We start from the raw sequence: 23,069 nt of genomic DNA on the forward strand, positions 1-23,069 counted from the left end.
AGTCCTCCTGCGCCGCCGTTTCCCAGCTCGGGATCGTGACCTCGCGGCCGTCCACGCCCCGGACCCGCGGGCGCTCGACCTCGATCTTGCCGCCGTGGAAACCGATCCGTCCCCGCGTTCGGCCCCAACGGTGCGCCCGCCGCTCCGCATCGCGACCGTGGCGCGGCCCGCAGGCCGCCGTCACATCCGCCTCCATCATCGTGCCGAGCGCCTCGATCCCCGCCGCAAGGCAGAACCGATCGAAGCTCGCCCGCACTTCCGCAAACGCTTCGTCCACAGCCCCAGTCGCCGGCGAACCAGCCGGTGTGATATCTCTCGTCATGGCGTTGCTCTCCTTTGTGGAATCAGCACCCCGAGCCTACCGGCTCAAGGTGGGCAACGCCGACCTCTTCAGAAATTCAACAGAACCCGGGACATCCCCCTACTGAGGCCAGACGCATAGTAGCGCATGTCGTCTATCAATGTTCGGAGCTGTCGCGAACTTTTGCATCCCCCCATTTAGTTTTGACTTCGGGACGGACGAAAAACGACCATCATCCCGATCCAAAGTGCGGTCCTTCCTCGCAAAGTGGCGCTTTGGACGCCATGGAGTACCTGTTGTCGGCAGCCGTCACCCGCGGCCCGCCCCATGCCGTGTTGAGCGCAGCTTGCCGGGCCAGGGCTTCGCAGAGCAGCACTTCGCGTACGCCCTTGAAGAACCCATCGCGGATCGCGCGAGACGCCCGCTGCAATATGCCGCTGGCCTAAGCTGGCGTTGGGTAATCGCGGTGCCCGGCCTTCGGAGCCATTTGAATCGTTCGTTGGGCACGCCCGCCGACCACGGAAGAGCCGCTACAACCCCGTCACCGGCCCCATGCAGGTCTGCGTGCCGTGATAAACGCATGCTCTTGCATCAGCGCTCTCCTTGATGAAAAAGGCCATCGGAGCGCTTGGAAATCTTGCGCGGCACTTGACATGAGAAGGAGTCGATTGACGGTGGTATCTTGAATGCCGACGGCCGGCGCCTGACAAGAAATTTATGCCGACTTCGCCTTCATCATCTGAGCCTGAAGAATGACCTTGTGCGCTCGCTTGTGCATTCGATTAGATCGAGCTGCGATGTTTGCCTCACATTCGATTTACGCCTATTGGCGCCAATCTTCGACGGGTAGTTGGACAGGCTGCCATTAAGCGCGGGATAAGCGGATGATCGCACCCCGCCGCGAGCGATGGAGCGTCTCAACGAGCTCCTCTAAGCGTGGAGTGACAGCCGAAGCGCTGCCCCTCTCACGCCCCCGGCAGTTTGGTTGCTGGACACCACTCTCCATCATGTCCGCTCTCTCCGTCATTCATCCGAGGATCGCCGTCGTTCCCTCACCGTCAGCGTTGTTTTGTCTTCCATCGATATGGTTTCGCAGGCAGCCAATCTGTGGCACTCCCGAAGAACGCTGTCAGCGACCATTTCGCGGCTTCCCCATCTGTCAGTTGATGGGAGTAAGGTTCGCGGCCTGAGGGGTTAGCCCCGACCCCGAAGGATCTATATTCGGCATAATAGCTCGTGCTCAGGTTGTTGGTCTTGCCCCTATCCCATTCGCGCCAGCCTTCGGGAATAACCTGCACATCTATCTTCGTCGACAGAAAGACCACTGTGGCGTACGGCCGCCAGGGTCGGCCAAGCGCGATATCGCGTGCGGCAGGGTCGGCACTTAGAGTGCAATGATCAAAAACATAGCCGCTGTCCTCGTCCGGTGCTGCCTTGCTCTGAGCGGTAAAGACAACCGCTTGATTGGCGATGCCGTGCAATTCACATTTCCGGAACCAGGCCTTGGCGTTGCCAAATACGAAATCGACATGCCCTTCGATGTAGCAGTTCGAGAAGTATTGACGTGACATTCTGCCGTTTGGACCCTTGCCGGCAAGCAGCGTGTCCTGGGCGCCGAGCAGGCGGACGCGCGTAACGGCGTCCCTGTCTCCGGTAAGGGATAGTGCAACCGCCTGCGAGGGTGGATTGGCCGGGTTGAGAGCGTAGTCGTTCTGGATGGTCAAATTCTCGAGCCGGAAGTCATCGCCATTGGCATCCAGCGTCGCCGACCGGGCGGTTCCTCCTACATTGATCGCGCCATCGCCATACACAATGACGGTATTCTCTGGCTTGCTACCAGTACCTGAGAGATGAACACCGGATTTGGAGATCTTGACCTTCTCACGATAGATACCCGGTGCGATCCGAACATCTCCGCCTTCCGGCGGCAATGCGTCGATGGCTTGCTGCACCGAATGATAGTCGGCATTTCCGGCATGCGACACCAACAGTGGCTGAGCGTATGCTGACGAGATGCAGAAACATCCCGTCAGAAGCGCAGCAGGGTGAACGAAAATACCCATGATCCTACACTTCGTTGAGTCAGCGGCACCTCGACGCAGTCGACAGAGCCAATCTCTGCGGGATAGCCGCCGCGCATGTGCAACACATTTTTTCGTGCCAAATCAGAACCTCCACCTCACCTTCGCATTCCCGGCCCTGCAAACCGTCAGACAATTGCAAACAAGTCCGGACATGAGGCCGACCTTCGTCAACACCAGTAATCTTCCCAGATGCTGAACTCACCACCCGAGTTAGGCGCTGGATGTAGTGCTTACCGATTGCTGTTGCGGAACGCCTCTGAACATACCTCCGAGCCGTGCAGCAGCGGGTTTGCAGCTCGTCCGGGCAGCGACGGTGATACGTCAGAGTGATTTGCGGTGACGTTCGCATGTTCAACTTGCCAAGTGGCGGAATCAGCAAATCGGACATCTTCGAGTGTCACGTCAAGTGCATGCTCCTCGTCTACGCCGCGCATCAGCAACACACCGGTGTCGCCATGCACATGACGGAGAACGATTCGCCGATAGACCGGAATTCTCGTGCCTTGTGCGCGCGGATCATATTTTGTATCGAAAGCTAGCGGCCACCGGTTGCCCCTCAGGCACACGTACTCATAAGTCACGCTCTCGACCAGACCGCCTCGGCTAACATCGCTCTTGATGCGCAGGCCGGACGTCGTACCATCCAGCGTCAGATTACGCACCAATATGTCTCCGGCCCCGGAATTCACCTCACTGCCGATCGACATGCCATGCCCCCAGCCGAAATAATTATCAACGATCGAGATATGGCTGCTTGAGCCATTGTCGCCGGCCTTGATTGCGACGTTGTCGTCACCCGTACGGATCAAGCTGTGGGTAACGGTCACATCCTGACTCGCGCCAATATCGATGCCATCGGTGTTGCGCGCATCCGCAGGTGAATCGATTATGAGGCCCCAGAACGTGGCACCTTCGACCCGGTTCATCGCGACATGAAAGTTGGGAGCGTTGCGCAAGGTCACACCAGAGAACGTGATGTCCTGCGCATGATCGATCTGGATCAAGCGCGGGGCGTTCTGGTTGCCGCCCTGGGCTTGAGCGTGGCGCGCTAGCTGCCACCAGGTTTCCGCGCCGCCGCGAATTACTGCGCCGCCCTGACCATCGATGATGCCTTCTCCGTAGATGCCACCGCCGCTCGTTTTGGAAAAGCTGATGAATGGCCGGCAACCGCCGCCCTTTTCCGCAATATGACCACATCGTCCGAGGCCCTTATCGTAAGCAGCAGGCTCGGGGATGGCGATCAGCGTCGCCCCGCGTCCGACCCATAACGTCACGCCCGATTTCATCTCGAGTGGGCCCGACCGGAACTCGCCACGCCCTAAATACACGGCGGCTCCGGAAGGACATTGGTCGATGGCATTTTGCAACGTGGTCGTATCTTGCTTGGCAGACGGCACGAGGCGCTCGCACACCGTATGAGGTGCAACAGGCTCGTTGATAGTCCGGCGGTCTTGCGCTTTCGCGGCGGGGAAGACAACGATGCAGGTGAGTATAAACAATAGGGCCAAGTTGCGAAAACGCTCTGTCATCGACCTCCTCGTGCTTTGTCAGGCATCCACGCCCCATCGGTATGGAGCCGCTGGCTGGATCCAGCCGCCGCGCGCGTCACTGGCGCGCGCAAGATGACATTTATAAGACGCAGCAGAGGCCCGGACCGTGCACCTGCGCAGCAGCACTTTGCAGATGCGCAAAAAACCACGGAGCGTCATGCGACGGCTCAAAATCCGACAGCTTCGTCAATGGTCGGCCTTCTCACGCCAATCAAGCGCGTCGCCGGATTCGGCTTTTTTGCATCTAGAGTCGTCGGCGCCCAGTGCTTGCTCTTGATAACGATTTCGATAAGCGGCGCATCAGCCTCACTGCGAGCAATTGGTGTACGCCCAGTACCCGCCGAAGCCGCGGCACTCACGCGCGCCTGACCCCGACTGCTGCTGCTGAACCTCCGCGCTGTTCTTGAAGCGTCCGGAAAGCCATACCTGCGTGCTTGTTCTCCTTGAACACCGCGTTGGCGAGCTGGTTTAGTGTACTGTCATCACTGGCCTGGAGCGACTGCCGCCCTCGCCGGGAAACTCCGCCACCTTAAAGCATCTGACGATCTCAGCCGTAGATGGTGAGAGTTTCCGACGAGTAATCGGACCGCTCACCACTCGTGAATGTAGTCATGATCCGCGCGAGACATTCGACGGCGGATTGCGACCGCGGCATCGTGGCAAGGCGTGCCATGCGCGCTGTATTCAGTTGCGGCTCAAAGGCATCTTCTTCCGCCAGTTTCGGCTGCTGATCGTTTAGTCCGGCGTGCTGTACCGATGGCGGAGGGGCAGCACTGAATAGTCGAAATTGTGCGAGTGCACGCCCGCCTCCCGTCCAGGATCAATGGGTTTATCCGTATTCGGAGAAGCTTTCGAAAAGCTGACGAGGTTACGGCCGGGACGATGAAAACGACCGAAGTGGCCCTGAGTAAGGGGGACAGCTCTTGACGTTCAATCCAGACATCTGCGTCAGCAGCCCTCCAGACAGGAGGCTTTGGTCAACACCGCGGGGAGACGTCCCGCATGTGGTGTTACTCCGCGCAGCATCCGCCGGCCCAACGCACCGCGACCACCAAAACGCCCGGCATAACGGCAGGCCTCCAGTTCGCCCGCCCGGGTCCGTAAAAATGATGCCTCGCAAGCCGGTCGGTACTCTCGCCGTTAACGTGGGTTACGGCAGCTTTCAACGGTCTCATGATCGCCTGGAAAACGCCACGGCAACTTCCTGGTCAACAGGATCATCGATGCTTCGCGGTTCGCGCGGTAGCGCGTCACGTATTGAATTGTTTGGCGCAGGTGGCGTTCATCGATCCGCAATGAGATTGCTCGACGCTCAAGCCTCCGCTCCAAATCCGCCAATCCTGCCTTACATTCGGCGACGACCGATTGGGCACAAAGCAGCTTAACCTTGAGCTCGTCCTTCTGCCTGACTATTTTCTCAGGATCCCAATCGTCCTGCAACAGCTCATTGACCATGTGTGACCACCGATGCAAGGCCGGCGCTTAGCTCCAAGAACCCAGGCTTGGCATCTCGCCGATACGGGCGCTTGAGCCGCGGGTTAAAGGTGGCGCAAACGATCGTCCAGAAGCGTAACGTCTTAACCCCGGTGTGCACCATCTTGTTGAGGGCCGCCATTGGTCGCGAGCCCGTTGCAGGACCGTCGGATTCTGGCTGGTAAAGCAAACGGCAATCCGAAGTTAGCAGAGTTCGCGATGCTGGCACGCGTTTTGAAACGTGCATCAAGAGACCTCTGCCATTGATGAAGTGCGCACGTTTCATTTGAATACCTGGATCGGGTGCTGAAGGAATATCATGACCAAATTGGTGCCGTCACACATTCAAGCAATCGACATGCCGATGCCCTCGAGCATTTTCATAGATAGAATCATGTGGGTTTTCTCGCGCCATCTGGCTGTCCGCGACCCTATTTGTCGCGACTGAAACAACCGATGTCTTGAGCAAGACAGCGAAAGCCGAAACCACGAGTCTGTAGCAGCGCTCGCTACGGCAACCGTCGGCCAGAGTGCTCCCACCATTCTTGCGAGGACGTTGTGGCGTGAGCCGCCGTGGCGGGCGTTAACGCCAGACTGACGGTGCTGTGCGGCTGATCGGCAGTCGATCCGCAATGCAGAAGGGCGTTGGAGGCTCCTCGCAATCTCATGCCACGGCTGTTCACGATACTGATCTCACGCTTAAATTCCGAAACCGCGTTTGGCCCAGCCTGGTCGAAGATCAGTTCGTGGCCCGCTTGCATCCTACGTCGCGATGTTACGCACCTGCGCCGCTCGGAACGAACTGTCTCACCTTCAATCGGGCCAATCCGAATCGCACAGAAAATCAACGAGAAGGAGCGGCATGGTAACAACGCTTTCTCCATCGGCTCATTCACCAAGATACTCAGCCACGCCAGGCTCCAAGCGCCCACAGGCAAGCGACCGTGATTGCGGTGAAAACGAGTACAGCGCCAATTGCTAGCACAATTTCCATCGCCGGGTTCCCTCTATTGCGCGGACCGCCCACCAGACGTTGTATATGAAGGAATTCCTCCGCCAATCGACTATCTGGACACCATTGTCTGTCACTCTCACGGAGAAGGAGGTTGAGGTGCAATAATCAAGACCGCTATAGACCCCTGCGCACTTGGGCCTCAGTAGCCAATGCGACTCCGCTCCGAAGTGATATATACTCGGTAGCGACCGGCGATATGGCATTCACTTTCGAAGTCGTAACCGTTTGTTATGCTCCCGGTTACGCGGACTCTGATTCTGTTGTACCTGCGGCCTTCCTGTTCGTATACGCTGAGGACTTCGGACCGAGCGCATGAGCGGACGCGTTAGCCGCTGAAGCCGCTCGAATACGTTGCTCCATGTTGCCTCGCGAGCAGTAACGGGGCGGACCCGAAATGGTCTTGAACATGTCAGGCCCGCCCCAGCATCACAGCCCCTGCAAGACCGGTGACGCTCACTCCACCCAAGCAAGCACCGTGCCTTTCTTCCAAAAGGCTGCTGTACCTCGCTTGGGCTGTGTATACTTGTGAAGTGTATCCTACTTTGTTCTGTCTCCATGTCCATCAGGACGCAAATTTTTGCAACCCGACATTCGCGCATCAACGTTGAACTCAAGCGCAGGTAAGCTCGCAATCGCACAGGAAGGCGATCGCATCGCTCCGGAAGTAGCGCTGACGCTTGCAGTCTACAACCCTGCCGATCCCAAGCAGCGATGGGAATTGCTATTCTGAGTATCGCCGACACTAAGCTGTGCATCGACAACAAAAGTCGCGTCACGAAAGATGGCAATCCTACTTGGCTCTACCAGTTCAAAGGGTCAGTTGCTCAGCAGTGGAATTTTGTACCCCGAATGGACCTTAGGGTTGCCTGGAGTGGCTTCACAAAACTTTCGTAAGCTGGCGCCAGTGGTCTGAACAATTGCGTTTAGGATTATGGTGGCCCGGTGATCGGCGAGATCGAGTGCGGCAACTGGCGCGTCGCCTTTTTTGCAGCCAGCGGCAAAGCCCGTCAGCTTCTCGCAAGGTCTCCGGTGCAGCGGTGCTGTCCTTGACAGAAGGAGCAGAGCGTGGACAATCCTCCGCGGCGAGCCCGACGGCTTTGATGGAGGGTTAGGACGAGTTCGTGCCTCAGGCGGCGCATGCCAGGCAATAAATTCCGGACCATCTTCAGCAGGCAGTTCAGACGCGCCAGACTCTGCGCCAGAGCACGGTGCGGCGCTATGCTGACGCGCCTTTCTAGCTCGGCTCTCGTGATGAAACAATCACCGCACTCGAACCACAATCACTACCAGCCCGCACCGAGAACTTTTTGTCGCGGGACTGACGGCTCTGCGCCAACAGCGCTTCACCGGTGTCGCAATCCCAAATGCCTGGACGGCGCACGCCTCGGCTATGTTGCTTCAGCTGAGAAGGGGAGCTGGTCACGTCAACAAGACCTCACCATTACCTGACAACTATCCTCATCAACCCGAGACAGAGACCCCGCTCTCGTCCAAGACGTCATCCGGCGTTCGGATCAGCCAACCCGGAGATCTTCAGCTGAGATCTTGCCCGTACGCCCGGCCTTGGGCTGATAACTTACGCGGGCCCCCTCTTCGAGAGTGGTGTAACCGGCCTTTTCCACGGCACTGACGTGCACGAAGACATCGGGGCCTCCATCCTCGGGCCTAATGAATCCATAACCCTTGGTCGGATTGAACCACTTCACAATACCCATTGCCACGTCGGCACCTCCTTAGTGAACCGTTGTGATCTAGCGAAGAGTCTTCCGGCCATCAAGAGCAGCGGCAAAAAACATCGCGGCATGGATGCGAAGGTCTCGTCTCATTTCTCTGTCGGATCGCCTAGCTGTCGCCTAATATGCGAGCGATAGAAAGCCCCTGACGCGACCGCACTTCCCTTCCATTCCTGTGCATCCGGATGACGATTTGACCTTCGCTTCAGTTGCTGCGGCGAACGGTTCACAAGAGAGTTGCACGCATCGAACACGCCCCAATAATCCAAAACCACGACGTCTGCTGCATTGATGGTCCGCGAAGTGTCGGTCACTAAGCCAGCAACGTTTCGTCAGAATCACCCGAAGTTAGTTTACCTAGTTCGTGCGTCTACCAGCAGCGTGTTTTGGAAATGCGTCTGCCGACCATCATTGCGGACTTAAGGTCCGGCCCGCGCCGTCCGAGCCGCGTTTCGGTGATCACAATTTCAGCACGTCAGCCGCTATGATCACCAGATTTCAGCTTCCGACACATATCGAACCGCCACGCCGGCAAGGGGAGGACGGACATTGGGATTCGACCGACGGTCCAGCTTTCAAGAGTGTGATGCGCGTGCGCCGTTAGCTTGATTACCTTGTCCGCGTTGCGCCTCACCGTAGCGATCAGCGATGACATGGAAGCACGCACTGTTCATAGTATCAGCACCTCTATCATCGCTGTACACTTGCAACGTGACATCTGCTTGTATTTCGCCACAGCGCCACCGAAACCGCGGCTCAAAGAAGACCCAAACGCCGCGCCTTGACGACGCACTGCGTTCGGCTGGTCGATTCCAACTTTCGCATCGCATTCTTGACATGAAAATTGACAGTGTTCAGGCTCACTTTCAGGATCACTCCGATAGCCCAGGATGACTTCCCTTCCTCGACCCATCGCAAACACTGTCTTTCCCGTTCCGACAGCACAACCTCTCGCCTATCCGCCATGAATTTCTCCTGTAGTCCAGAGAACAGGAAAGCATCAGCAAATGCCATACCACTCAGTGGCGCCAGCAAACTGTCGGCGAGACAGGACAAGTTCTTCGGCGATTGCCGCTCCATTCGCACGAGGCTGCCATCCTGCTGTAGCCCTATCGGCGGGCTTTCGACATTGTCGTCAATCCGACGGCAGCATTACGACAACCGTGGCTGTCGATATTTGCGTCTAAATCTATGTGAGCCGGATATCACCCTTTCCCTAAGCACTCCTCCCCCGAAGGAGTGTGGGAATTCTCTCTCAAGGCGTAGCACGGGCTCGCGAACCCAGGTCATTCATTTTGCGTCCAAAGCCCTTCTTTCCAGCCTTAGGCGCGAGGCCAATCAACCCATAGCGAAAGCTATGCGTTCGGCGCGCCTCCTATGGCCATCATGCAAGCCTTTGCGGTCCCAATAAACTACCAATGCTGTTCATTGAGCGGCATCACGCCGAAAAATATGAGTAACGACGTTGGTGGCAATCTAGGTCGGCTTACAGGATCTAGGCATGCAGCATCAGGCACGAGCCGTTCGGTCCACCGCAGGTCAACAACGCGCGCGGCCCTCGCCTGTGGAAATGCTTCGTGCCCAGGTCTGCTCGAATGATAACCTCTCGTTTTGATGGAAGCCCATGATGGCCTTTCCGCCACAATCGCCCAGCGCTCAGGATTCAATGGGGCTCTGGGCGTCTGGTCTGTCGATTGCCAGCTCGCTGGGCTATCGTGATGCCAATGAAGTTTCATGGAGCCAGCTCGTCCAGAGCGTCGAACGCATGGTGGACTCGAGAGAGCTAGCTGTGCTCGTTGACGGGGATGGCGGCTTCGGCAATTTCAACAATGCTCGCCTGCTCGCACGCAAACTTCGTCAGGCTCGCGTGGCGGGCGTCTCGCTTGAGGACAGCTGCTTTCCGAAGCTGAACTCGCTTATTGGTGAGCGGCATCCGCTCGCCGATATTGATGATTTCTGCGATCGTCTGCGGGCTCTAAACATGCAGTCGCCGAAAATCTTGTTCTCGTGGCCAGGATCGAGGCGCTGATCGCCGGTCACGGATTGAACGAAGCTATGCTCCATTCGATTGTCGCCTTGTGGTGCCTGCCGTCCCGCAGTAGGGCATCCAGACGTCGCACCAGGTCGCCGGCCCGGCCGACGAGTCCCTGCCCGACCCGCTCGGCGTACTCAATGGTGTTGCGGACCCGGGCGTCGATCTGCCTGCGGAAGGCCTCGATCCTTTCGAACATCTCCCCGATCTGATCGAAGATGCTTTCGATGGCCAGCAGGTCGTCGGCAGCGGCCATCCGACCGTCCTCGATTGTCGGCTGCCATGCTGGAAGCTGTGTACTCCTCGGCGAGGACCTGTATGGTTTCCGGGGTGTAGGAGATCCTCCGCGCGAGATCGGCGATGGCGTCGCGGAAGCGGTACGGATGATTAACGGTGAGAATGGACTCGAAGTCCTTCAGCAGGAGTTGTTCGACGAACTCCTCGAAAAAGGCTTCCAGCCGGGTAGCGACTGTTTTCGACTCCATGACGGTCCGTCGGACGCGCTTCAGGTCGGCCAGAATGGCCCGCAGGCTCTTAGACTAGTGAACTGGTCGGCCTGATTGCGCGCCTCGCGGACGACGAGCGCGGCTTCGCGCTGCTTGCGGTCGGTGATCTCGGGCCTCAGTTTTTCGACGGCCTCCGTTGAGGCGGATTTGCACGATCAAGCCGCCGAATCGCTGCGAGAGATGCTTATTGAGGCTCGCGAGCCGCTCCGGAAAACGGGACCTTTCTCAAAACAGAAGCGAGCCAACCGCGAATACTATTACTACAAGATCTACACGCCCTCGGCGGCGAGGGATCGAAGAAGACGACCCTCAAATATGTCGGTCCGACCGACGATCCCGAGATTGCCAAACGCGCGGAAGCTTTCCAACGCACCGAGATTGCGACGCGAGCTGGCAGCAAAGTTGAGGCGGGCCGGCTACCCTGCCTTCCCCACATGGAAGGTCTCGTCGTCGCGCGTGGGACTTTTCCCGCTTCGCGCCACGCTCGTCGGTTCGATGGCCTATCAGACATACAGCGGCGTTGTGGTGAGCGCGCCGTGCGTCGGCGGCCTGGTGAGCTCGCCGCCAGAGCGACCATGCGAGAACACGGTGGATTGAGATGCGCCGTTGAGCGAGCTTGATAGCGATGCGACGGGTTTCCTGGATCGACCAGCGACGCCGCGCACGATCGAAGATGCCCGGATCGAGGCAGTAATCGTCCGCACCCTTGAGACGAAACTGCCCAAGGCCACTCACTGGAGCTCGCGCAGCATGGCGAGGGCCAGTGGACTGTCGGTCTCGACGGTACAGCGGATATGGCGCACCTTCGGCCTGCAGCCACATCGGTTGGAGACCTACAAGCTTTCAAACGATCCTGACTTGGTCGCCAAGGTTCGCGACGTCGTCGGCCTCTACGTGGTCCCGCCCGAGCGAGCCATCGTGCTGTGTGTCGACGAAAAGCCACAGATCTTGGCGCCGGATCGGAGCCAACCCTCGTTCCGCATGCGGCCTGGTCAGGTGGAACGCCGCAGTCACGACTACAAGCGCCATGGCACGACATCGCTATTTGCCGCTCTCGACATCGCAACCGGCCCGGTCATCGGCAAGTGTACGGGCACCACGGGCCACGGAAATTCCGCAAGTTTCTGATGAGATCGAAGTCCCGTGCCGGATGATCTGGACGTCCATCTCGTCAAGGACAATTAGGCAACCCATAAGACGCCGCTGATCCGTAACTGGCTAGCCAAGAGACCGCGCTGGCTCGTCCATCTGACGCCAACCAGCTTATCCTGGCTCAATCAGGTCGAACGTTTCGTTGCCCTCATCACCGAGCGCAAAATCAGGCGCGGCATCTACCGCAGCGTGGCGGAGCTACGTACTGAGATCACGTCCTTCATCGAACAGCACAACGCCGACCCCAGCCCATTCCGATGGACCAAATCAGCTGACGACATTCTCAGCTCCATCCAACGCTTCTGCGCTCACAATCAGCCAAGGCCTAAAACGCCATGAACTTCTGGTTTAGGACACTAGATTATGCGCGATGTCCCGCGTACGGATTTTCGCCCGAAACGTCCGCGCGCCCATTGGTGCGCCGATCGCGTGCAATTTCCAGAGGAAAATGCCCCCCAATGCAAGGCTGTCGAGTGACGGTGTGCTGCCCCAGCGCGCTCGCGGAAATTTCGCGCTTCAGGCTGCGGTCATGTACTGCAGGTGATGATCCCGCAGCTGAGGCGGTTATCCCGGCATCGCTGTCTTCAGCAGCACAGCAGCTGCGATGGAAGTCGACCCGAGGCGACATGGGCTTGTGCATCGGGAAAAACGCTCTTGGTCAGCTACTCGTCAGCGAAGCGGTCTAGCCAGGAAGGCTGCGCATTCTCGACTCTTCTATCGGAGATAAAATATGACGGGCATCGGCCGAGCTGGCAAATCGCACGTTGGAGCTGCAGGGGCCGACACTGGGGTATCGAGCAGTTCGAGCCTGGAGTTCGGCCTCGTCCCTGGGGAACGCAGTCAATCTTTCGAGGCCGTCGTGGAACGGATGCGCTCCGGGCCTCAAGATAGAACCGCGCCGCTCGTGAACCGGCAACCAGCTTCGGATGTCGCGGCGCCAACACGAGATGAGGTTAAGGCAGCAAAGCGAACGTTGGACAGCCTGCTTGAGGACCTTAATGCTTGTCGTAGGGCAGCCACGCGCGGCCGGACCTTGTCCGAGAGGCAAGAGCTGATCGATCAAGTCGTCAAGGCAGGCTTAGCAGTTCTGGACTACTACGCTGCTCTGCCCCCACGTTTGGCGGGGCGCATTCTGCCCGACGATCGGGCTCGCCAGCTCCGCGATGAGACGCTGGGCGCGGCCGACGAATGTAACGCCGTGGCTGCTGCGATTTTCGATGACCTGGAGAAGAGTAGACATAAAGCAGCAGCCCTGCTCGGCAGGATCATCCGCACCGCTTCGCCTGACCAGCTGAACCGCGTGCTTTCAGGCGTGGAGCCCTACTATGAGCACTGCATGGAGTGGTGGAGAAAGAGGGCATTGCGCTCGGAGCGGATGCAGTCCGTCTGCGCGGCTACTGCCGACCTACCAAGCAGCACGCCCGAGTTGCGGAAGTCCGAAGAGGCCGCGCTACGACTGCATACCGGCTATGCACTCAACACGAAGTACAAGTATCTGGAATCGCAGATCACTCTCGCGCAGCTCTCCCTAGCGAGCAGGTTGGGACCAGCCGTGCGAGACGCCCTTATCGATGGAGACGGGCGGGTGCGTCTGCTCGGGACCTTCATCGAGGATGTTGTTCCGGCATTCGCCTCGACGGCCGAGGCCGTGATGAACCGCAACGGAGCGCCGCTTGACGCTGAGCACCGCGACGTTCTGGAAGGAGTCATGGAGCGGCTTTCGGAATTTGCGTCAGGAGTGAGCGGCATGGTTGCCAGCCTGACGGACGCCGGAGCGGGAGCCGATCTTCGGTTAGAATTGCTGGATCAGATAGTGGAAGGTGCGTGGCTTACAGCGGACGAAGTCATGCGGCTGCTGGCACTTCAGCCAAAGACGTCAGCCACGATTGAACCGCCGGCTTGGGCTGTGCTGCCGGAACATACTGCCGGGGTGGGCGAAGGCACTGCAGCGCGCAGGAAGGGCAAAGGCAGGCGCGCAGCGGCCGCAGGCGAGGGGAGTTCGACAGCTGGGGGCGCTGAGCCGCAGCTCGCCGGGTCCGACGCTGGCACCGGCTCAACACGCAAGGTTATCGTACTCTCGGATCTGGGTACAAAGAAACTCACGAGCGCGGAGGAGGCCCGCGCGCGGGCGTCATCGTCGGCGAGCGGAAACCCGACGATGTGGCAGGCTCCGCCCTCCAGAGAAGCGCTGACGGGACTGCTCAAGCGATTGGACGAACTTTTGCAGTTCGATCTGCCCGCTCAGCAAAGCGCCGTCTCGCAAGCGCGTCAGATGAAACCCGAGGACGCCGACCACGTCCTAAATATCGTCGTCGAGCGCCTCCACAGACAGGCCGCCGAGATCGAAGCCTGTGTAGCTGCGTTGGAGGAGCCTCGTCGAAGTGGCTTACTCACGGCCGCGCAAGTGCCCGAAGTGCACGACAAGATAGTCCGGCTCAAGGCGATGTATTCCGAGGTGCAGGGACAGGCACACTCATTAAAGAGGCAAAGAGCCGCCATCATGATCGATTGCATGAAGAGCTACGGCTTTCCCTCGCAGAAATACCTTGAACGGTTGCGGGCGGCCGGGGAGTTGGAGCCTCCGGATCCACCGCGCGCGTTGAGCGGCGATCCGGGGACGCTGTTCGAGATTAAGCTGCGGCCCAAGGCACTGCGCAACGGTGCGGCGCCGAATCCGATGTGGGTGCACATCCATACGAAGCGGCCGGTACATGCGTGGCAGTTGGCGACGGCGGCTGACGCCGACTTCGCCGCTTGCCATGTGAAATCCAATGAACAGCGCGGCTACAATCGGCACTGGCAGAGCGCGCGAGCCGCGATGGGGCACGAAAACGTCGTGATCCACCGCGGCAAGCTCACGCCTGCATTCTGTAGGTCCTTGTTGAACAACGCAGTTGGCAACCTGCCCGACGTCAGATAATTGGAGACTGATTAGGCTTTTCGCGAAGAGAGGCTCTGGGCTCATCTAAGTTAGCATTACAGTTTCATTTTTCGTCTGAGGTGAGCGCGGCGAGCGTCGGCCTGGTGAGCTCGCCGCCAGAGCGACTATGCGAGAACACGGTCGATCGAGATGCGCCGTTGAGCGAGCTTGATAGCGATGCGACGGATTTCCTGGATCGACCAGCGGATCAGGAACGATGTTTGGTGCGCCGGCGTCGGGTTTTTTTGAGCGCTGGCTCAGCATTGGCCCGATGCCGGATGACGGCCATCATGGCGAAGGCCGGCATGACGAGTGAGACATGGCGATGCCAGCCATGCCAGGAGGGGCTTTCGTTGTGATCAAGGCCGAGCTCGTTCTTGGCGGTTTCGAAGCTGTCCTCGATGGGCCAGCGATGGCCTTCTACCGACACCAGCTTCTGCATGGACGTGCCCTCGGGGCACCAACTGGAGAAGAAGGCCAAGCTGCCGTCGGCGATGTTGCGGCGGATCAGAAGACCCCGCTTCCATTCCCCGGCAAGATCGTCGTTGTATTCACTGACGTCGAGATCGGTCCAACTCGAGATAGGCCCAGTCGTGCCAGCGCGGACCTTTGGTCCCTCCGCCGGACGACAGGCGGCGCCAAGCCTTCTTGGGAAGGCTCTGCGCGATCGCGAAGGCGGTGCCGGCGACAGGCTGCGGCTTGCTCCAGGAACGGAACACGTGATTGGGAGCAACACCCAGAACATAGCCTTTGCCCGCATCGCGCAGCAGGGTTTCGATCTCGCCCGTGCTATACACGCTGTCCGCCGCCACGAACGAGAACGGCGCCCTTGCGGCGATCGCACGAGCGATCATTCGACGCGCGATCTTGGGCTAGGTCGCAAAGCCCACATCGCTCGCTACATGCGGTGCCTTCAGGCGAGCGGGGGCGTCCGTCCATTCCTTCGGCCGGTAGAGCGTGCGATCGATGAAGGCATGGCCATGCCGCGACACATAGGAGGCGAACACTCCGATCTGGCAATTGGTGATCTTGCCCGCCGAGCCAGTGTACTGGCGTGCGACGCCGCACGACGCCTTGCCCTGTTTTAAAAACCCGGTCTCATCGACAGCCAGAACCGCGTCCTCATCGGCAAACGTTTCCAGCGCGTACTCACGCAACAATGTCGCGCAGCGCGTCGCCATCCCACTGCCCCCGACCCAGGATCGCCTGCTGGCGCCACGGGCCTGGATCGCCGGCCGCTTTAGTTCGCATCCAACCCGTCTTGCGCGGCTCGTTACCCAACAGTCCGTCGAGAAACCGTCACGCCGAGGCCGCCACCCGCTCCTGCGTAAACAGCGGACGGATGCGTTGCTTGGCATCTCGCAACGAGGAAGCCCGCAGCGTCAGCTTATCTTCAACCGACGCACCACCAATCATCAGATCCCGTATCATGGTCACCCATGGATTCAGAACTCACCGAAAATAGCAACTGTAATACTAAGAGGATAGGGCTGCTGCGCCTTTCGGCGCTGGCTCCGTTTGCTTCAGGCGATCTAGGTAGCCGCGTGCGCGCGAAACCACCGCCTCGACGACCGTGTCCAGGACGGGATCGCCGCAGGCAGGCATGGCTTCGACTTCGGCCTTGGCCACCATTGCGTGGTGCGTCACGGCCTGAGCAATCTCGGAGACGCGACGGATCGTCTGTGTTGGAGAGAGTTTGCAGTCGATGGCGAAGCGCTCCCAGTGGTTTCGTCCAAGCTGATCAGCCTGCTTCTGCCCGCCGATCTTTTGCGCCATGTTGCGTGTGATCTTCGGATATGGCGCCGCACAGATGATGTCGTAGCCTGGCGCCATGGCGGCGCCGCGCGCCGATAGCACCAGCGAGTAATTTTTGGCGTGGGAATCCGTGTTCCACACCATTGGATTGAAGATGGCAAGGTCGACGAAGCGGGCGGTCTCCTGTGCTGTCATGTGGCGCTGGGTCACGCCGACCATGTCGGCCAATGATGGTCCTTTTAGGCCTCTATCGTTGTTCTGGTACTTGGCAGCTGGCGGTCGGCCCAGGGCTTGGCAGAAGTCCTCCTGATGCAGCCGCCGCCACCTCTTGCCGTCATGACGGCGGTCATAGCGCTCAACCAGCAGGTAGCTACGTTCGCCTGCCGTGCCGGTCGTCACCTTCGGCGTCGGGATTCCGATCATGCGCGCGAGCGTCAGGCAGAATGCCTCGTTCTGGACGGCGCCAGGCAAGCGCTCGCCATCGGGCTTGATGATGTGGGTCGATGGCGCGCCGTCGATCGGTATGTACAGGGTGTCGCCATCCAGAGCGACGGCGAGCTTCGTCTGCACACCGGCAAGCGACATCGACACGCCATCTTCGCCGACGAGGAAGGGCTTGTGGGGTAGCTCATTGAGGATGCGCTCGAGCGCGGCCTTGTCGGGGATCTCTCGCCATTTTCCGGCGATCAGCCCGGTGCCCGGCTGTCCGACGGAGAGCGCGCCGGCGGTGTCGCGGCCCATCTCGGCAAGAAGACCGATGACATCGGCCGGCGACTTGCCGAGCATATGACCTACGATCCCGAGAGTTGCGTCCTCCGGCAGCAGATTTGCCGCCCATGACAGAATTGCCGAGGCATTGTGCGACGCCCGCGAGAGCGGCATGGTGAGCGACACAGGGAAGGCGCCGGTCAGCCCGCGCCAGGATTCGGCATAGGTGAAGCCTGACGCTTCGTCGGCGGTCGTGATCCAGCCGACCTCTCGCGTCTCAAAGTAGACGGGAAGACGGTCCATGAGGCTCCTCCTCGTCGCTGTCGGGAATGTCCGGTGTCTCGGAAGTGTTCGCGCGGCGGGCTTGGGCATCCTTGAGAACATCCTCGATGCGCAGCCCGAGCACGTTTGCCACGTGCAGGCTGCGCCCGAGCTGACACGTGCTTTTTCCGGCCTCGAGGTCAACGATGAAGCGCTTTCCTGTCCCGCTCACCATGGCCAGCTCGTCCTGCCGGAGGCCCTGGCGTTTGCGTTCTGCCTGGATGAGGCGACCGAATGCTGCAGCGAACTCGGCGGCTTGGCGCGCGACACCGGTCTCTCCAGGAGCGTCGTTTCCGCCTGAGGGGGGAGTGCCCTTTGGACGCGTGTTCATAGCCCTCTCGTCTTAAAGTTACCGAACGGGAACTTTATGAGCTGAAACGGTGGATGTCCAGCGAAAAGTTACCGATCGGGAATTTTTGGCGCAGTTCCAAGGCTGAGAGGCAAAGAGTTACCGAACGGGAACTTTAACACCAAAGCCAGCGACCCAGAAAGTTACCGATCGGGAATTCAGCTGCCAATACCAACTCTGTTCTTTGAAAATCGATGACGGCCCGAGGGAATCCCCGCTCATCCCGTCGAGCGAAACATGGTCCTTGGCGTCCCCTCGATGTGGCGACCTCCTCACGTTCGGCGAATGAGGTAACGTCCTAATAGAGGTTTTGACGATCGCGAAATGTGTCGGGGTCATACCGCCCGCTCGTGCAGTTGGCACATTGTGCAACCCTGCGCGAACGCTTTCTCACCGCGGAAAGACAATCATTCCAGACCCATCAACAATCGCTGTCGATTTGGATCTATGCTGCGTGAGAAGGATAGCACTTTACCTGAGTTAAGTACCGCGCGCGCTTCGCAGCCGGGGTGGCAGCCAAGGCGACTGCTGCGTCACGCTGTGCGTCGATTGGATCTGCCGTTCCTGCGTCGCCGCGGCCTCTGACGGCGACTGCGCGGAGGAATAAGCAATTGGTCGCATCCGTGACCGCTTGCGTAGCGACTTCGCCGTACGAGAAATAGATGGTTGCTCAGGGAACTCAATGCAGGCATGGCGCGGATTGACTATCCTCAAGGAAGCCCACCTAGCAACTTACTTCCAGCTCGTCATGTTGTGCTTGGGACGCCAGGAATCCGCTCGACAGCGGTCGAGGCTGTTCAGACCGGTGATTTGCGCATCTGACGAGCTTCATCGAGTCCGCCCACTCTCATCAGCTCTCTCGCCTTGCGTTCCATGAATTCAGCTGAGTAACGTGAGGAGTTGAGATAACCAATGGTCTCTAGTCTTTCGGCTTCGATCAGCCCGTCCGCCGAACTTACTCAGAACAAAGCCGCCTCGATGCATAGGTGTATTCAAGGGCGAGTTGACGCGCATCTTCCATGAGATTGGCCGCGGCGCTATGTCCGCCGTCGATGTTCTCGTAATAGAAGTAAGGCTGGCCCAGCGCGGCGAGCTTCGCGGCAGCTTTGCGGCCGTGTGCTGGATGCGTGCGGTCGTCGTTGGTGGAGGTAAGAATTAAGGGAGCGGGATAGCCGCCACCAGCTTCTGGTATGGCGAGTAGCCTTCCATCCACGCACGCTGCTCGGCAATGGCGGGATCACGTACTCGCCGATCCAGGAGGCGCCCGCGCCCAGCTTGGTGTATCCAAGCATGTCGAATAGCGGCACCTCGATGATCGCCGCGTTGAAGAGCTCGGGACGCTGGGTGATCGCGGCGCCAACGAGCAGGCCGCCCTGGCTGCCGCCAATCGCGCCCAGCTGGCGCGGACTAGTGATCTTCCGACAGATCAGGTCCTCGGCAACGGCAATAAAATCATCCCATGTCGTCTGCTTCGTTGCCGCCTGGGGCGCTTGGTGCCATTGTGGACCAAACTCACCGCCCCCGCGCAGGTTCGCAAGGACATAGGCATTGCCGTGTTCGAGCCATAGCCACCCCATCGATCCCAGATCAGAGGGCAGTTGCGACTCCTGGAAACCGCCATAGCCATGGAGAAGTGTCGGGATCGTGCCGTCAGACCTTGCAGAGTCCGGTTCCATCTCTTGGACATAAAGGCCAGGCACGCTCAAAAATTCCCGCTTCATTATCGAAATACACTCGCGCCATCTCTCCATCGCACGAGCAGCCCCTCCCTTTACCCATTGCTCCAACGCGACGTAAGCGCCAATGATCTCGTCTTTACCAACCTTCATTGACCGACCAAACGACTGGCCAGGAGGCCCATTTAGATACGCCGCTCTGCACAATCTTTTCGAGCCGAGTAGGAAGCCGGTAGATTGCGGTCCGCTGATATACTTCCCGCCTGAATGAATCAGCAGATCGGCACCGTTTGAAGCCAAACGTTCGGAAACTTGGGCGCCTGTCCGGCCGCGTCTACGATCAGTGGAATTCCCAGTTGTTTGGAGCGCAGAGCGATTTGTTCGAACGACAACGCCGACTTCGGAATATCTGAGGCAACAACGCATATTGCTGCGATCTTCTCAATTTGAAGCTGATCGAGGTCTGAGGCACGGCCGATCGGAAGCACCATACAACCGACTGCTCGAATTGCATGTTCGTAAGCCATTCGCTGATCAGCAGCGACGACCACCATCTTCTCCCCTCGTAACGGGAGCTTCAGCATCTTTTCTGGATTGTTACCAGCTACGCAAGCAGCGACCGCCTGGCTTACTGCTGCGGCACTTCCGGCCGTCACGAGCCCCCATTCGGCACCGGTGAGCGCAGCCAATTTCCGTCCAATCGCTTCCGCTAGTTCATCCAGAACGACAAAGCCCTGACCCGACGCTTCCATTGCGGCGACTACAGGTCGGGTTGGATTGCATCCGCTGTAGGAGGTACGCACGCCGGTGCAGTTAATGATCGGCTCAATGCCAAAGTCTCGGAACACTTGACCTGCGACGGGGCTGACATGCGGCGCGCCATCGCATTCAATATCTAAGCTCATGCAAGCACCTCCTGTAAGGCTTTAGGGAAAAGCCGATGCGGACTGCATTGCTGACGTCAGGGAACCAAGACAAGCCCGAGACCGCACAAACTCCCGAGCCTGCTAGGCTAGTACTCGCCGTCCATAAAAAACGGCTGGAGCCAGCCTTCAAAAAGCTCTTCCCGAAGTCGACTGGCCCATAGCGTCGAGGTCGCGAACTATGCCATCCCCGGCATCTAATAGCATGCAATTTGAAGCATGCGATTTGACGGAGGCCCGTCATGCCGCTTTCCCTCCTCCGTTGACCCATGAGGGTAACCGAAACATGATTCCAGCCGGCAGCGCCTGCCGCACCGCAAGGGAAGCATCAAAACTCGTGCCAGTTCGCTGATTGCGCCACGCCCTCGTTTATTGGGTTTCCGTCGGTTCGGCTCTGCGAACACGTTGCAACACCTAGGTCACGAACCCAACAAACCCGACAAAGGTTGGTCTCGTTCTTTTACCGTTACCCGCTTTTGGTTGATGAGCGTGAGCGCGTCATGTTGAAGCGTATGCGGCGTTGACGAGTTAGTTGGCGCATTCCCGGGCGTGAAGCGGTCCAGCAAGGCACCGCTGCGCTTCTAGATTGTGTTTACGGTTGCTCGGCGGCCTTCGGAATTGAGCTTGGCGGAGACTTCGATTGATTGAGCTCGGGCTGTGGGCGACAGGAAGAACAGGTCCGGTCGGATGGCGCGCCGCACGATCTTTCCTTTGTGGCTGCCGAGATTCTTGATGACGATAGCGTCGCCGAGCAGGAGGGATGGCACCAACACCTATTCGACATAGGCCAGGACGCTTCGCCCTTGATCGGCCCGTCGATCACACCGGGAGCGCTGATGCGACCCCACGTTCGCGCGCTCTCTCTGGAGTGCTCATAGGCAACGGTGTCGTACCAATTGGGGGGAACGACAGCCACAGGTCGCGCCAGCGTGCCCCCGGAAATCGCGATCACCTTTCCGCCAGAGGTATCCACCTCGGCGGTCGGAAAGCTTGCCGGCAGAATTCTCGCGATTGCGGATCATTTCCTGACCAAAGCGGGCTCCCCTGACAGAAGTCCATATTGATGCAGGTCGCTCTTGGTCGATATGAGCCGCAAAGGCGCGGGAATGCTCCAACGAGGCCGTGGAGACACGCAGTCGCTTATCGATGCGTCCAACACGCGTGTTGAGCTCGGTTGAGCAGGGTCACATGCTTCAGACACGTTGAGGAAAACATGATCCAGCCGGTACCGACGGCAACGCCATTCGTCGGACTTCTGGTTGAAGCAGCCCTCGAAACGAGGATCCAAGAAAAGCGCCTTGAAGGCCTGTGCAAGTCGGGCGGCAACTCCGAGGCGTTCGCTTGATCAATCACATCCATGTCCAGTTCCTATTGGCTTTTCTCGTTGACGCCATACCGGCCAAGCGTCAAGTAGTACTGTCGACGACAGCACCTCTTTGCGCAATATTGCCAGTGCTCAAGCTCAGTTCACGACGTGCTCCGAGAGCCAGCGCTAGCTTGCTGCTGATACGGCCACTTCCTAGCCGCTGAAACTCCAAGAATTGGCGGTGGTGAGCACTGACACACCAAGATGACGGATGACTTTCCTCGCGACTCCCACGATCTCTCCCCGGGGAGTGCTCTATTGTAAACGCAAACCTTCTTATGGCTTTGCCGATCCAGCGGCGAAAATGTATGGATACGGGGGCTTAACGCACCCAGCGAGGACTGATGCGAGGTCGTCGAAGTCAGCCGGTTGCTTGCGAGACGCCGGGAGACCTTCAAGCTTGCTTTCGATGATCAGCAATCGGCGCGCAATTGGCGAAGATCGCGAACCGATGTCGCTCTCGTCCTCTGGTTCCCGCACCGCGCCGACCATTTCGGCGACCGGGAGCGCTTGCCTCACATCAAAGTAGCCGAGCATCGGCTTACCGCGCCGCCGCCGCGACCAATCATTCGGGGGATTCAGGCCGCAGGGCGCCGTGATCCGGCGCGATTTCGGGCATATGCGCCGCATTCCACTGCCGAATGCAAGATAAGGCAGCGAACGTCACCTCAAGTTGTACCAAATTACACGATCTATGTTGCTCCCCTTACGCGACTTCTTCCGAGGTTTGAATATGAAAAGACTTCTAGGACTTTTGCTGCTTGCCCACTGCTTCATGGTGTCGAGCGAGGCCACCGCGCAGGGTCTTCCTGCTCCTTCATTCTGGAAGAATGAACGGGGTTCAGAACTGTTCGTTTTGTCCGCCAACAGCGGGTCAATACAAGGAACTTTCACAAAGCACGCGCATGGTTTTGCGTGCCAAGGCATCCCCTATCCAGCATCCGGAGCCGTTAGTTCCCGGGGGTTGTATTTTGTTGTCACTTTTGCCCAGTGCAATTCCTTTACCCGTTAAGTTGGCAAAATTAATGGCTCCAGAATGCCAACGTCATGGACCCTGTTCTACGTTGACCAGAACGGCAAGCCCGGCAAGTTGAAGGGTGCGGATACATTCACGCGCCTATGGTAGTCTCACTCTTCTTGCACGTCGCGACCTTCGATCAGCGCTCTGGCGAATTTGGCTGGTCGCTGTGAGACGTTGAGGCTTG

General features: G+C 58.8%; 16 protein-coding genes and 3 pseudogenes. 4 read left to right on the forward strand and 15 right to left on the reverse strand.

Annotated elements, in window-relative coordinates; all coding sequences use genetic code 11:
* The 6 genes and pseudogenes from XI05_RS01580 to XI05_RS39615 form a co-directional block, all read right to left on the reverse strand.
* Nucleotides 1-322, reverse strand: a pseudogene (locus tag XI05_RS01580) (IS256 family transposase); the annotation flags it as partial.
* 1,037 nt (nucleotides 323-1,359) lie between these two features.
* Entirely contained in the window at nucleotides 1,360-2,364 is a 1,005-nt protein-coding gene (locus tag XI05_RS01585; RefSeq protein ID WP_271498250.1) for a pectinesterase family protein, read from the reverse strand.
* A 251-nt stretch (nucleotides 2,365-2,615) separates the two neighbouring features.
* The gene (locus tag XI05_RS01590; protein ID WP_271498251.1) at nucleotides 2,616-3,914 is read right to left on the reverse strand and encodes a glycoside hydrolase family 28 protein; all 1,299 of its coding nucleotides are present in this window, start codon (nucleotides 3,912-3,914) and stop codon (nucleotides 2,616-2,618) included.
* 1,161 nt (nucleotides 3,915-5,075) lie between these two features.
* Nucleotides 5,076-5,390 carry a hypothetical protein gene (locus XI05_RS01595; protein ID WP_271498252.1) on the reverse strand — a complete coding sequence of 105 codons (315 nt, stop codon included), beginning with the start codon at nucleotides 5,388-5,390 and terminating at the stop codon, nucleotides 5,076-5,078.
* A gap of 2,547 nt (nucleotides 5,391-7,937) precedes the next feature.
* The gene (locus XI05_RS01600) at nucleotides 7,938-8,144 is read right to left on the reverse strand and encodes a cold-shock protein (protein ID WP_036030656.1); all 207 of its coding nucleotides are present in this window, start codon (nucleotides 8,142-8,144) and stop codon (nucleotides 7,938-7,940) included.
* A 768-nt stretch (nucleotides 8,145-8,912) separates the two neighbouring features.
* Nucleotides 8,913-9,236 (reverse strand): helix-turn-helix domain-containing protein, encoded by a 324-nt coding sequence (locus tag XI05_RS39615; RefSeq protein WP_442869220.1) that lies wholly within the window; start codon nucleotides 9,234-9,236, stop codon nucleotides 8,913-8,915.
* A gap of 544 nt (nucleotides 9,237-9,780) precedes the next feature.
* On the opposite strand from XI05_RS39615, the gene XI05_RS01610 reads away from it, so the two are divergent.
* Nucleotides 9,781-10,185 carry an isocitrate lyase/phosphoenolpyruvate mutase family protein gene (locus tag XI05_RS01610; protein WP_271498253.1) on the forward strand — a complete coding sequence of 135 codons (405 nt, stop codon included), beginning with the start codon at nucleotides 9,781-9,783 and terminating at the stop codon, nucleotides 10,183-10,185.
* A 7-nt stretch (nucleotides 10,186-10,192) separates the two neighbouring features.
* Here XI05_RS01610 and XI05_RS01615 read toward each other — a convergent pair whose 3' ends face one another.
* Nucleotides 10,193-10,444, reverse strand: coding sequence for a Wadjet anti-phage system protein JetA family protein (locus XI05_RS01615; protein ID WP_271498254.1), 252 nt, complete (start codon nucleotides 10,442-10,444; stop codon nucleotides 10,193-10,195).
* Nucleotides 10,326-10,673 carry a Wadjet anti-phage system protein JetA family protein gene (locus XI05_RS01620; protein WP_271498255.1) on the reverse strand — a complete coding sequence of 116 codons (348 nt, stop codon included), beginning with the start codon at nucleotides 10,671-10,673 and terminating at the stop codon, nucleotides 10,326-10,328. The genes XI05_RS01615 and XI05_RS01620 overlap by 119 nt, the downstream gene beginning before the upstream one ends.
* 627 nt (nucleotides 10,674-11,300) lie before the next feature.
* On the opposite strand from XI05_RS01620, the gene XI05_RS01625 reads away from it, so the two are divergent.
* A complete protein-coding gene (locus tag XI05_RS01625) occupies nucleotides 11,301-11,822 on the forward strand; it encodes a hypothetical protein (protein WP_271498256.1) in 522 nt (173 codons plus the stop codon).
* A 754-nt stretch (nucleotides 11,823-12,576) separates the two neighbouring features.
* Nucleotides 12,577-14,766, forward strand: a complete 2,190-nt coding sequence (locus tag XI05_RS01630) for a hypothetical protein (RefSeq protein ID WP_271498257.1) — start codon at nucleotides 12,577-12,579, stop codon at nucleotides 14,764-14,766.
* A gap of 208 nt (nucleotides 14,767-14,974) precedes the next feature.
* Here the strand turns inward: XI05_RS01630 and XI05_RS01635 are convergent.
* From XI05_RS01635 to XI05_RS39625, 7 genes and pseudogenes are all read right to left on the reverse strand, one after another.
* Nucleotides 14,975-16,197 (reverse strand): annotated as a pseudogene (locus XI05_RS01635) (IS701 family transposase).
* Between the two features lie 45 nt (nucleotides 16,198-16,242).
* Nucleotides 16,243-17,532 (reverse strand): type II toxin-antitoxin system HipA family toxin, encoded by a 1,290-nt coding sequence (locus XI05_RS01640; RefSeq protein ID WP_271498258.1) that lies wholly within the window; start codon nucleotides 17,530-17,532, stop codon nucleotides 16,243-16,245.
* On the reverse strand, nucleotides 17,507-17,881 hold the full coding sequence (locus XI05_RS39620) for a helix-turn-helix domain-containing protein (RefSeq protein ID WP_442869221.1): 375 nt from the start codon (nucleotides 17,879-17,881) through the stop codon (nucleotides 17,507-17,509). Before XI05_RS39620 ends, XI05_RS01640 begins: the two co-directional genes overlap by 26 nt.
* A 973-nt stretch (nucleotides 17,882-18,854) precedes the next feature.
* Complete coding sequence (locus tag XI05_RS01650) at nucleotides 18,855-19,112, reverse strand: prolyl oligopeptidase family serine peptidase (RefSeq protein WP_271498259.1); 258 nt, start codon at nucleotides 19,110-19,112, stop codon at nucleotides 18,855-18,857.
* A gap of 118 nt (nucleotides 19,113-19,230) precedes the next feature.
* Nucleotides 19,231-19,728 (reverse strand): annotated as a pseudogene (locus tag XI05_RS39450) (prolyl oligopeptidase family serine peptidase); the annotation flags it as partial.
* Nucleotides 19,729-19,847: 119 nt separating this feature from the next.
* Nucleotides 19,848-20,480, reverse strand: a complete 633-nt coding sequence (locus XI05_RS01660; RefSeq protein ID WP_271498260.1) for a hypothetical protein — start codon at nucleotides 20,478-20,480, stop codon at nucleotides 19,848-19,850.
* Nucleotides 20,481-21,079: 599 nt separating this feature from the next.
* On the reverse strand, nucleotides 21,080-21,265 hold the full coding sequence (locus XI05_RS39625; protein ID WP_271498261.1) for a hypothetical protein: 186 nt from the start codon (nucleotides 21,263-21,265) through the stop codon (nucleotides 21,080-21,082).
* A 446-nt stretch (nucleotides 21,266-21,711) separates the two neighbouring features.
* Here XI05_RS39625 and XI05_RS01670 point away from each other — a divergent pair, with 446 nt between their 5' ends.
* Complete coding sequence (locus XI05_RS01670) at nucleotides 21,712-21,843, forward strand: hypothetical protein (RefSeq protein ID WP_271498262.1); 132 nt, start codon at nucleotides 21,712-21,714, stop codon at nucleotides 21,841-21,843.
* Nucleotides 21,844-23,069 lie beyond the last annotated feature (1,226 nt).

The organism is Bradyrhizobium sp. CCBAU 11357 (genome assembly GCF_028128865.1).
Classification (GTDB): domain Bacteria; phylum Pseudomonadota; class Alphaproteobacteria; order Rhizobiales; family Xanthobacteraceae; genus Bradyrhizobium.

Coding starts and splice junctions, on each gene's coding strand:
- XI05_RS01585 (WP_271498250.1), bottom strand. CDS start 2,364: ATGGGTATTTTCGTTCACCCTGCTGCGCTTCTGACGGGATGTTTCTGC.
- XI05_RS01590 (WP_271498251.1), bottom strand. CDS start 3,914: ATGACAGAGCGTTTTCGCAACTTGGCCCTATTGTTTATACTCACCTGC.
- XI05_RS01595 (WP_271498252.1), bottom strand. CDS start 5,390: ATGGTCAATGAGCTGTTGCAGGACGATTGGGATCCTGAGAAAATAGTC.
- XI05_RS39615 (WP_442869220.1), bottom strand. CDS start 9,236: ATGGAGCGGCAATCGCCGAAGAACTTGTCCTGTCTCGCCGACAGTTTG.
- XI05_RS01610 (WP_271498253.1), top strand. CDS start 9,781: ATGATGGCCTTTCCGCCACAATCGCCCAGCGCTCAGGATTCAATGGGG.
- XI05_RS01615 (WP_271498254.1), bottom strand. CDS start 10,444: ATGGCCGCTGCCGACGACCTGCTGGCCATCGAAAGCATCTTCGATCAG.
- XI05_RS01620 (WP_271498255.1), bottom strand. CDS start 10,673: ATGGAGTCGAAAACAGTCGCTACCCGGCTGGAAGCCTTTTTCGAGGAG.
- XI05_RS01630 (WP_271498257.1), top strand. CDS start 12,577: ATGACGGGCATCGGCCGAGCTGGCAAATCGCACGTTGGAGCTGCAGGG.
- XI05_RS01640 (WP_271498258.1), bottom strand. CDS start 17,532: ATGGACCGTCTTCCCGTCTACTTTGAGACGCGAGAGGTCGGCTGGATC.
- XI05_RS39620 (WP_442869221.1), bottom strand. CDS start 17,881: ATGAACACGCGTCCAAAGGGCACTCCCCCCTCAGGCGGAAACGACGCT.
- XI05_RS01660 (WP_271498260.1), bottom strand. CDS start 20,480: ATGAGCTTAGATATTGAATGCGATGGCGCGCCGCATGTCAGCCCCGTC.
- XI05_RS01670 (WP_271498262.1), top strand. CDS start 21,712: ATGATCCAGCCGGTACCGACGGCAACGCCATTCGTCGGACTTCTGGTT.